This window comes from Thiocapsa sp. (assembly GCF_035467215.1).
In the GTDB taxonomy this organism is placed as follows: Bacteria; Pseudomonadota; Gammaproteobacteria; order Chromatiales; family Chromatiaceae; genus Thiocapsa.
The window spans coordinates 1-10804 of the sequence record NZ_DATITZ010000143.1; the positions used below are offsets into that span (position 1 = coordinate 1).

Genomic DNA, 10804 nt, shown 5'->3' on the forward strand with positions numbered 1-10804 from the left:
GGGGAGCTCCAGGTTCTCGGCACGCAGTGCCGACTCGAGATCGGCCACCGTCAAGCCGCGCGCGGCCAGCTCGTTGCGGTCGAGCCAGACGCGCATCGCGTAGACCTGACTGCCGCCGACCTGGATGCGGGCGACACCGTCGATGACCGAGAACCGATCGACGAGATACCGTCTGGCGTAGTCGGTCAGCTCCGGGACGCTCATGCGATCGCTGACCAGGTTCAGCCACATGATCACGTCTTCGTTGCTGTCGACCTTCTGTATTTCCGGCGGATCGGCCTCGGTCGGGAGTTGATCAAGCACGGCCGAGACACGGTCACGGATGTCGTTGGCCGCACCGTCGATGTCGCGATCGATGTTGAACTCGATGGTGATGGCCGAGCGTCCGTCCTCGCTGACGGATTCGACCGTGCGGATGCCCTCCACACCCGCGATGCGGTCCTCGATCAGCTGGGTGATCCGCGTCTCGACGACGTTGGCCGCGGCACCCGGATAGACGGTCTCGATCGAGACGACCGGCGGGTCGATGTCCGGATACTCGCGCAGCGCAAGCCGATCGAAGGCAACCAGACCGAAGGCGACCAGCAGGAGCGAGAGGACGGTAGCAAGAACCGGGCGAGTGACCGAGATGTCGGACAGGATCATGGGGTCGGGTTCCTCGCTGCCTGCGGATCGACCGAGGCCTCATCCCTGCTCGCGATCTCGATAGGCTGTCCCGGCCGAGCCTTTAGATGGCCGTCCTCGATGACGCGATCGCCTTCCGCGAGCCCTTCGCGCACCTCGACCAGACCCGGCTTGCGTGCGCCGATCCTGACTTGACGCCGCTCCGAGGTTAGACCCTCCTCGCCCTCGACGACGAGTTGAACGAAGTGATCCTGACCTTGGTGCAGAATCGCGGCCTCGGGTACGACCAGAGCGTCGCGCGGGTCCACCAAGAGCTCGACCCGCATCAGCAGGCCGGGTTTGAGCGTGCGCTCCGGGTTGGGGATGAGTGCGCGGACCTGAATGGAGCGGGTGACCGGGTCGACCCGACTGTCGACACCCCGCACCACACCCTCGAAAGTACGATCGCCGTAGGCTGCGGCGCGTGCCTCGATTCTCAGCCCCGGCGCAAGCGCGTTCATGAAGACGCTCGGGACCGTGAAATCCAGCTTCATGAAGCTGTCGTCGTCAAGTGTGGTGATCGTATCGGCCGGCTCGACCAGGGTCCCGCGGCTGACGTTGCGCAGACCCAGTACGCCGTCGAACGGCGCCTTGATGAGCCGGTCGGACAGGCGCGACTCGATGGCCACCAAGACGGCGCGGGCCGTGTCGAGGTCACGCTTGCGCTCGTCGAGAAGCGACTCGGATGCAGCACCTTGTGCGACCAGTGCCTTTACCCGCTCGTATTGCCGATCCGCCTCGCCGACCCGCACCTGTGCCTCGTCGAGCAATGCGTGCTGCTCGACGCTGGTGAGCTCGACCAGGATGTCGCCCTCCTTGACCCGCTGGCCGTCGTCGAAATGAATCGCCGAGATGGTCTCGGTGACGTTTGCGGTGATGTTGACCGATTCGTTCGCGTTCAGTGTCCCGAGGGCTTCGACCCGTTCGGCCCATGGCATTGACCTGACCTCCGCGACCTTGACGGCGACGGCCGAGGCGGAGCTCGGCGCCGTCAAGGTCGCGGCTATGACGAGTGGGACGGACATCAACCAACGGGTAAAGGGTTGTAATGAGGACATGCATCGAATCCATGTTGTCGGGCAGACGTGCCCTCGGCGGCTCCATGCACCCATTCCGGCGCGCCGTGCGGCGATTCGCCCGGGATCCGGCGTGACGGGCATGCAACGTGGCCACGGAGAGACGACGAACCCTGAAGCGTGGGGTGTCTGCTCGGCACTCGAGCCGAGGGCGCCGGGATCTCAACCGGTTGCGGCTTTGGCCTGGCCTTTCATCTTATTGACGATCGCGTAAACACCGACATGTCGATTGGGGCTCAGGTGCTCTTGGAGCCGGAGCGCCTCGAACAGTTCCTCGACATCCAGTGCCTCGATCTCCTCGGGCCGTTTTCCGGAGAAGAGCCCGACCAGCAGGGCGACGACGCCCTTGATGATCGCGGTGTCGCAATCGCCACTGAAGGCGAGATGGCCGGGTTGGTCCGGCATCGGATGCGCTGCGGTGTGAACCAGACTCATGCACTCGATGACACGGTTACCGTCGGTCTTGTCCTCGATCGACATCGGGGGCATGCGCTCGCCGATCTCGACCAGGTATTGATAGCGCTCGTCCCAATCGCCGAGAAGCTCGAAGTTCTCGAGGATCTCGGTCATTTCGTCGTTGAGCATGGGTGCGGATCATTCCAGGTTGAGACTGAAGGGTTCAAAAGGGGGCTCCGAACGAGACAGGCTGCTCGACATCGACCCTCCGAAACGCATCGGCCCCAGGCTGCCGCCGGTGCGTTGATCTCGCGATCCTCGAGATTCTGAATCGCGTCGACGCCGCGTCAGTGGGAAGATCGCCGATCCAAGACAACGCGAAGGCATCCCGTGTCGTCCCGGACGCGATTCAGACGCTGAAGGACTCCCCGCAGCCGCAGGTGTCCTTGACCTTGGGGTTGCGGAACTCGAAGCCTTGGTTGAGCAGGCTGGAACGTACGAAATCGATCTCCATCCCGTCGATGCGGCCGAGGCTATCTTCGTCGACGATGACCTTCACGCCGTGGCTTTCGAAGACCTGGTCGGTCGGATCCACAGCGTCCGCGTAATCGACATCGTAGGCGAAGCCGGTACAGCCGCTCTTGCGCGTACCGACCCGGAGTCCAAGTCCGTGTCCACGCTTGCTGAGCATGCCGGCGACATGATTGGCGGCGGCTTCGGTGAGTATGACTGCCATTGGGTTAACCCTTCGCTCGTTGACGACTCTCAGCGCTTAAAACTGAGCCCTTCGGGCCGTTTTTCAAGCCCGCACACTGCGGAAACCGACATCGCCCGGGCGGCCCCGACACGATCACCGAAGGTTGATGTTTCTGCAGACGCGGATCAGTGGCGGTGCTCTGCGGTATCCATGCTCGCCGCAGCGGCCATATCCAGCAGCCCCCGCATGAGCGCGGCCCGGTCGCCCGTCGGAAGTGTTTCGATCAGGGCCTGTTTGTCCTCGGGACTCAGCGGGAGATGTGCGCACAACAGGTTGGTCAGGTCCTTGTCGGCCATCTGCTCGACGTCCTCCCAGGGGACCTCGACGCCGCGCAGTGCACAGTAGGCCTTCAGCGAGGTCAAGAATCCCTTGCGATCCGCGATCGGGGAGTCGCTCTCCTGGAAGTCCGCCGCGAAGCGCTCCCAGTCCGCGCGGACCCGCCGATAACCGTGCTCCTCGGCGATCTCGCTGATCACCTGAAAGCGGCACACGCCGGTGAGGACCAGGACGATTCGGCCGTCTGTCGTCTCGCTGTAGGAGGTGATTCGACCGGCGCAGCCGATGCGGTGAATCTCCGGGACCTCATCGGTCATCGTCTCGCTGGTCGGCTGAATCATGCCGATCAAGTGATTCGATCCCAACGCATCGGCTACCATCTTAATGTAGCGCGGCTCGAAGATGTTGAGCGGTAACTGGACTCCCGGCATCACGACTGCGCCGGGCAGGGGGAAAATCGGGAGCTCGGCGGGCAGGTCGGAGAATTTCGGAAAGAACGGGGTGCGGGTCATCGGCTGCTCCAGCGCCCGAACCCGCGAGAGGTCCCGGCGATGCGGTTGAACGTTTGCACTATCTTCGGGGTAGATGGGGTGTCCGCAGCGCATCCCTAGCGTTCGTTGCGGATTAACCCAAGGCATTCGCCATTCTTTCGTCGCCACGCTGGAAATCCGGCGACCTGGACGCACCATTGCGAGCGAGCCGGCGAGCGATGATCAACGCTGGAGAGCCATCGCACGACGGTGCGCGGCACTTCCACGATCTCCCGAGCTCGGCGGTGAGGCGGCGTAGGATTCGGTTGTCTCCGAGCCCCGTCGAGTCGCCGCTTCGGCTGCACGTGTCCATGGAACCCGATCCGTCAACAACCGAGAGCGAGACTCACATGCCCCTTCAACCCGCAAGGATCCACCAGGACGATGCCGTGCGAGCGGATCTGTCGGGCGACTTCCGGCGCGTCCGCGCCTTGACCGAGCAGCTATGCAAGCCGCTTGCGACCGAAGACTACATGCTCCAGACCCGGATCGAGACGAGTCCGCCGAAGTGGCATCTGGCCCATGTCTCCTGGTTCTACGAGACCTTCTTGATGCGGCCCTTCCTACCCGGCTACCGGGTCTTCCACCCGCGCTTCGAGTACCTCTTCAATAGCTATTACGAGCAGACCGGAACGGGCTTCTGGCCCCGTCCCGAGCGAGGTCTCCTGTCCAGGCCGACGGTCGCGGAGGTCTACGACTATCGTCATCATGTCGACGAGGCGATGCTCCGGCTCATCGAGGACTGTCCATCGGCCCACTGGCCGACCGTCGCCCGACGTCTGAGTATCGGCCTGCATCATGAGCAGCAGCATCAAGAGCTCCTGGTCACCGACATCAAGGGTAATTTTGCCTACAACCCCTTGCGGCCCACCTACCGCGATGACTTGTCGCACGCCCCGCCGAGTGATCCGGATCCGCTGCGCTGGGTCGGTTTCGAGGGCGGGCTGGTCGAGATCGGCGCCGACTCGCAGGGGTTTGCCTACGACAACGAAGGTCCCCGCCATCGGGTCTTTCTCGCACCCTTTTCCCTCGCCGATCGACCCGTGACCAACGGCGAATTCCGGCAATTCATCGACGACGGCGGCTACCGTGATCCGGCCCTTTGGTTGTCCGATGGTTGGGCGACCGTCCGCAAGGAGGGCTGGCAGGCCCCGCTCTATTGGGAGGAGGTCGACGGGGAATGGCAAATCATGACGCTCGGCGGGATGCGCCCGCTGAATCCGGCCGAGCCGGTCTGTCACGTCAGCTATTACGAGGCCGATGCCTTCGCGACCTGGGCCGGTAAGCGGCTCCCGACCGAGGCCGAGTGGGAGCATGCCGCGAAGGGTGTCGACATCACGGGCAATTTCGTCGGCGAGGGATACCTCCATCCGCGTCCTGCCCCGCACGGCACAGCGGGTCGGGTGGGCGGGCTCAAACAGCTTTTCGGCGATGTTTGGGAGTGGACGGCGTCCGCCTATCTGCCCTATCCGGGTTATCGCGCGGCGCCGGGTGCGCTGGGCGAATACAACGGCAAGTTCATGTGCAATCAAATGGTGCTTCGGGGCGGCTCCTGTGCCAGCTCGCAGGACCACGTACGGGCGACCTATCGCAACTTCTTCTATCCCCAAGAGCGCTGGCAGTTCAAGGGATTTCGACTCGCGGAGACGACACCATGACCCAATTCAGCGCCTTGCAACGCTCCGAGACGGAGCTGTTTACGCCGGAAACAAAGGACCGAGAAACCCCAAGCGCACGCCGCCCGCTGCAGACCCCGGGGACGATCCGGTTCTTCGATTACCGTCCGACCCCGGCGGACGTGCGCGCCGAGGTCTTGGAAGGGCTGGGACGACCGGCTAAGCGTCTGTCGCCCAAACTCTTCTACGACCAGCGCGGCTCGCAGCTCTTCGATGCCATCACCGAGCTGCCCGAGTATTACCCGACGCGGACCGAGATCGGGATCTTGCGCGAGTACGGATCCGAGATGGCCGACCTGCTCGGCCGGGACAATGTCCTGATCGAGCTCGGGAGCGGCAGCAGTCTCAAGATCCAAACCCTGCTCGCCGCGCTGCAGCCGAGCGTCTACATGCCCGTGGATATCTCCAAAGAGCACCTGTTGGCGTCTGCCCATGCCCTCGCCGAGCGTTTCCCGGGTCTGTCGATCCGCGCCGCCTGCGCGGATTACTCGGCCCCTTTCAAACTCCCCATGGAGCCGGACTGGACCGACCTGGCCGCCTTCTTTCCGGGTTCGAGCATCGGGAACTTCGACCCCGACGACGCGCGTCTCTTGCTCGGTCGGGTGGCGGACCTGCTCGGCACCGGCGGACGGCTTCTGATCGGTGTCGACTTACCCAAGGATCCGGCGATCCTCAATGCGGCCTACGACGATGCCCAAGGCGTGACCGCGGCCTTCAATCTCAATCTGCTGACGCGCATCAATCGCGAGCTGGAGGGTAACTTCGATTTGGATGCCTTCACGCATCGAGCCTTCTTCGATACCGACTTGAGTCGCGTGGAGATGCACCTGGTGAGCCGGGTTGAACAGCGCGTGGAGGTTGCGGGAAGCACCTTCGATTTTCGTGCCGGCGAGACGATTCATACCGAGAATTCGTACAAGTACGGGATCGACCCCTTCCATCGACTCGCCGGTGACGCCGGCTTCGTCGCCGAGCAGTTCTGGACGGATAAGCAGGGGCTCTTCAGTGTGCACTGTCTGCGAGTCCTGGGCGAACACGCGGCGTCTTGATCGCGTGCCGCGAAATGCGGTGCCGCGAGTTCCCGGTGTGACTCACCGCGGATTTGACGGAACAGCCGGCGGTGCGGCGGGCGGGATTGTGGACGCGACCTGTTCTCTGCGTGATGGGTGGATGTCACTGCGTCGACCTGCCTCGATGCGGTCGACGGAGGGTCGGTGCCCGACGTCGCCGCGACGTCAGCCCATGAAGAACAGCTCGGCGCGGTGCCCGCGCCGAGCTGTTCTTCATGGGTCAAGGGTCATTGCGAGCCGGGTCGCGTGTGTCTGGGTGCACTCGCACGCTCGATGCTGGCCGCAACCGCGCTGATGTAGGTGAGCGTGACGCTGTCCCCGGCGCTCACTTCCTCAAGCAGCGCTTGATCCCGTACGTTGACGGTGACTGTGTTCTCGGGGCCTCGGACCGTGACCTTGGACTCGGCGGTATTGACCGTCTCGACGATGCCGACAAGGGTGATGGTTTCTTGGATGCCGCCTGCCGGCAGGCGCCCGCCTTCACGATCGACCTCTCGTGTGGCGACCGCCCTTGGCGCGGCGGCTGCGGCATCGCCTTTCTGCAGATCGATCGCAACGGCTTCCAGGTAGTCGATCGTGAGGGTGTCGTCGATGCGGATCTCGTCGAGCCGCTGCACCTCGCTCGGGACGTGAATCACCTGAAAAATCCCGTCGGGCTGACGGATGGTCAGCATGCGGGTCTGCGGATTGACCACCACGACGGTGCCGGTGACCTCCTTCGTCACGGCACCTGCAGCGACCGGGACGCCTTCGGTCTGGGCGTGGGCGCAGGGCATGACCGGGCCGAGGATCAATGTGCCGGCCAGCGTCATAAGCGCAATTTGGTTCATGTCGAGCTCCTCTTCCTTCATTTTGATGGGATTTTGCCGGTCGCTGGCGAGTCGTTCTTGCCCGACGTCGGGCGAGGGCGAAACGAACCTAAGTCAAAAACATGCCATAGACAAGTCGGGGAAATTCGCTCGGGCAGTCGGTGGCGAGGCTGCGAGGATGTCCGACAGGATATCCACGATGCACGCAGGGCTTTTGTCGGGCGGGCTTCGGCAGGGTAGTATCCGGGTCTCGATTCGCACCCTATTCGCGACGGCCCCTATGGCGGCTGTCCGCAAAGAGTAACGCCCGATGAACGATGTTCCGAAAGATCAGGCGCTGGAGCGCGATGTCCAGCTCTTCACCGCACTGCTCGGGGAGGTGCTGCGCGAGCACAGCCGCAAACGCGTGTTGGTGATCGTCGAGCGTCTGCGCGACGGCTTCATGCAGCTGCGCGAAGGCGACGACCCCGAGCTGCGCGAGAAGTTGATGAAGCGGATCGAGGGATTGGATGCTCAGACCCTTTCGGAGGTCATCCGCGCCTTCAACATCTATTTCGGCCTGGTCAATACCGCCGAGGAGTTGAACGCCTATCTCGCCCGGATGGATCTGATCTCGGCGGGGCAACGGCTTTGGGTCGGCTCCTTCGACGACATGGCGCGGGGGCTGAAGGACGACGGGGTCAGCGCGGAAAACTTCCAGAGTCTGCTTGAGCACCTGATCTATCTTCCGGTCTTCACCGCCCATCCCACCGAGGCGAAGCGACGCACGACCTTGGAGACCTTCCGGCGGATCTTCTTGGTCGGTCAGGAGCTGCACCGCAGCAAGCTTAACGACGAGGAGCTCGAGGACCGACTCCAGGAGATCCTCACCCAGATCCAGATCCTCTGGAAGACCGACGAGGTGCGTATCCACAAGCCGCAGGTCACCGACGAGGTGCGCCAAGGGCTCTATTTCTTCCGCGAATCGCTCTTCGATGCCGTGCCTCAGGTCTATCGCTTTCTGGAGAAGGCGGTTCGCCGGGTCTACGGGGCGCAATGCGGGATCAGGGTCCCGAGCTTCATCCGGTTCGGCTCCTGGATCGGCGGGGACCGCGACGGCAACCCCTTCGTCAAGCCCGAGACCACCGAGCTTGCCGTTCGCATGCATGGCGAGCTGGTCTTGGAGCTGTATCTCGAGCGCATCCGCAAGCTGCACCGGATGCTCAGTCATGCCAGCTCCATCTGTCAGCCGTCGCCCGCCTTTATGGACAGCCTCGATTCCGACGAGGACTATTGGGTCGACACCATGGGCCAGAGCCTGCGTCGCTATGTGCACGAGCCCTATCGGCGCAAGCTTGCGATGATGGATCATCGTCTCGATGCGAACCTGCAGCGGATACGCGCACGCATGTCGGGGCGGCACGATCCGACACAACCGGCCGGGTATGCGAGCGAGCGCGACTTTCTCGCCGACCTCTATCTGATTCGCGAATCTTTGCACCACCACGGCGATGCCAACGCCGCTGCCGGCCCCCTGCAGGATCTGATCCGGCTCGCGGAGACCTTCGGCTTTCACCTGGTCCATCTCGACATCCGTCAGGAATCGATTCGCCATACGGAGGCCGTGACCGAGCTGTTCGCGCGCCAGGCCGGTGCGCCCTATTATCAGGCCTTCGACGAAGAGCAGCGCCTGATGGCCTTGGCGGAGGCCATCGCCCATCCGCACCCCTTCGTGATCGACAAGGCGACCTTGACCCCGGAGACCCGAGAGACACTGGAGGTCTTCGAGGTGATGGCGCGCATGCGCGCGGAGATCAGCGAGAGCCTGTTCGGTCAGTACGTCATCTCCATGACCCATCACGCCAGTCACGTGATGGAGGTCATGCTGTTGGCGCGGCTCGCCGGACTCGCCGGCAAGGATCGCCAGGGCTGGTTCTGCAAGATCCAGATCTCGCCCTTGTTCGAGACCATCGACGACCTGAATCGCATCGGCGAGGTGATGGGGCGGTTGTTCCGGGATCCCGCCTACGGCGCATTGCTGAAGGCATCGGGCAACCAGCAGGAGGTGATGCTGGGGTATTCGGATTCATGCAAGGACGGCGGCATCCTCGCCTCGAGCTGGCGTCTCTACGAGGCGCAGCGCCGCGTGATCCAGCTTGCCGACGATCAGGGCGTCTCCTGCCGCCTCTTCCACGGGCGCGGCGGTACGGTCGGGCGCGGCGGCGGGCCGACCCACGAGGCGATCCTCGCCCAGCCGACCGATACGGTGCATGGCCAGATCAAGCTCACCGAGCAGGGCGAGGTGCTGTCGTATCGCTATGCGAATCCTGAGACCGCACGCTACGAGCTGACCCTGGGCATCAGCGGGCTCATCAAGGCCAGTCGCTGTCTGATCGAGCCGCCGCCCGAGGACCGTAAGGACTATCTCGGCATCATGGACGAGCTCGCTCGCTACGGCGAGGAGGCGTATCGGCAACTGACGCAAGACACCGAGGGCTTCCTCGACTATTTCTATGAGTGTACGCCGCTCGACGGGATCGCCCTGCTGAACATCGGCTCGCGCCCCTCGCATCGCAAAAAGGCGGATCGCTCGTTGAAGTCCATCCGTGCCATCCCTTGGGTCTTTGGGTGGGCGCAGTCGCGCCAGACCTTGCCTGCCTGGTTCGGCATCGGCTATGCGATCGAGCGCTATCGCGGCAACGAGCTGGATCGCCTCGTGAAGCTCCAGAAGATGTATCAGGAGTGGCCCTTTTTCCGTGCACTCCTATCCAACACCCAGATGTCGCTCTTCAAGGCCGAGATGCATATCGCGCGTGCCTACGCCCGCTTGGCCGAGAATCAGGAGCGGGCGCAGGTGATCTACGGCGTCATCGAGGCCGAATATGGACGCACCCTCACACAGGTGATGAACGTCGCCGGTTTGCGCGGTCTTATGGAGGAGACCCCGGATCTTCAGCACTCCCTGGCGCGTCGCAACATCTATCTGGACCCCTTGAATCATATCCAGGTCGCTCTGCTGGAACGCTACCGTGCCGAGCAGGACGAGGCCAAGCGCGAGGAGTGGCTCGATCCGCTGCTGCGCTCGATCAATGCGATCGCGGCGGGGATGCGCAATACCGGGTGACGGGCGTTCGACCTCCGGCCGCCGAACGTCCGAGGCCGGTCGGGACCGGGACATCGAAACTGGGATATTCTGGGATAAACTGTGGCTACAGCACCGGACGCCAGCAGGGTGACGAATCGCATGGGCTCTGTCGTCGAACTTTACGAGGCACTCGCCAGCGCGCCTGACGATCGGGCGCGTGCACGTGTGATCGCGTCCGCCTTCGAGCGGTTGGAAGAGCGTTACCCGCACTTGCCGGACCTGGTAACCAATCAGCAGCTGCGGGAGACCGAGCTGCGGCTTCAAAGAGAGATCGAGCAGGTCCGTGCCGATCTCGTGGTGCGGATCGAGCAGCTCCGCGGCGAGGTCAAGACGGAGATCGAGCAGCTCCGCGGCGACGTCAAGACGGAGATCGAGCAGCTCCGCGGCGACGTCAAGACGGAGATCGAGCAGCTCCGCGGCGACGTCA

Annotated in this window: 10 protein-coding genes; 4 read left to right on the forward strand and 6 right to left on the reverse strand. The window is 63.5% G+C overall.

Going from position 1 to position 10804, the window contains the following annotated elements; all coding sequences use genetic code 11:
- The 5 genes from VLR48_RS08130 to VLR48_RS08150 form a co-directional block, all read right to left on the reverse strand.
- Positions 1-645 (reverse strand): efflux RND transporter permease subunit (locus tag VLR48_RS08130; protein WP_325291297.1); only part of this gene is annotated, 645 nt, incomplete at its 3' end.
- Positions 642-1721, reverse strand: coding sequence for an efflux RND transporter periplasmic adaptor subunit (locus VLR48_RS08135; protein WP_325291298.1), 1080 nt, complete (start codon positions 1719-1721; stop codon positions 642-644). The genes VLR48_RS08130 and VLR48_RS08135, both read right to left, overlap by 4 nt.
- A gap of 180 nt (positions 1722-1901) precedes the next feature.
- Entirely contained in the window at positions 1902-2324 is a 423-nt protein-coding gene (locus VLR48_RS08140) for a SufE family protein (protein ID WP_325291299.1), read from the reverse strand.
- 220 nt (positions 2325-2544) lie between these two features.
- Complete coding sequence (locus VLR48_RS08145; RefSeq protein WP_325291300.1) at positions 2545-2871, reverse strand: iron-sulfur cluster assembly accessory protein; 327 nt, start codon at positions 2869-2871, stop codon at positions 2545-2547.
- A 146-nt stretch (positions 2872-3017) separates the two neighbouring features.
- Positions 3018-3680, reverse strand: coding sequence for an LON peptidase substrate-binding domain-containing protein (locus VLR48_RS08150; RefSeq protein ID WP_325291301.1), 663 nt, complete (start codon positions 3678-3680; stop codon positions 3018-3020).
- A gap of 368 nt (positions 3681-4048) precedes the next feature.
- Here VLR48_RS08150 and egtB point away from each other — a divergent pair, with 368 nt between their 5' ends.
- Positions 4049-5356, forward strand: coding sequence for an ergothioneine biosynthesis protein EgtB (gene egtB / locus VLR48_RS08155; RefSeq protein ID WP_325291302.1), 1308 nt, complete (start codon positions 4049-4051; stop codon positions 5354-5356).
- Entirely contained in the window at positions 5353-6423 is a 1071-nt protein-coding gene (gene egtD, locus VLR48_RS08160) for an L-histidine N(alpha)-methyltransferase (protein ID WP_325291303.1), read from the forward strand. The genes egtB and egtD overlap by 4 nt, the downstream gene beginning before the upstream one ends.
- 248 nt (positions 6424-6671) lie before the next feature.
- Here egtD and VLR48_RS08165 read toward each other — a convergent pair whose 3' ends face one another.
- Positions 6672-7274: a hypothetical protein gene (locus VLR48_RS08165; RefSeq protein ID WP_325291304.1), complete on the reverse strand. Its 603-nt coding sequence runs from the start codon at positions 7272-7274 to the stop codon at positions 6672-6674.
- A gap of 289 nt (positions 7275-7563) precedes the next feature.
- Between VLR48_RS08165 and ppc the strand changes: the two genes are divergently transcribed.
- Together ppc and VLR48_RS08175 are read left to right on the forward strand one after the other, a co-directional pair.
- Positions 7564-10356 carry a phosphoenolpyruvate carboxylase gene (ppc, locus tag VLR48_RS08170; protein ID WP_325291305.1) on the forward strand — a complete coding sequence of 931 codons (2793 nt, stop codon included), beginning with the start codon at positions 7564-7566 and terminating at the stop codon, positions 10354-10356.
- A gap of 120 nt (positions 10357-10476) precedes the next feature.
- Positions 10477-10804 (forward strand): DUF1640 domain-containing protein (locus VLR48_RS08175; protein WP_325291306.1); only part of this gene is annotated, 328 nt, incomplete at its 3' end.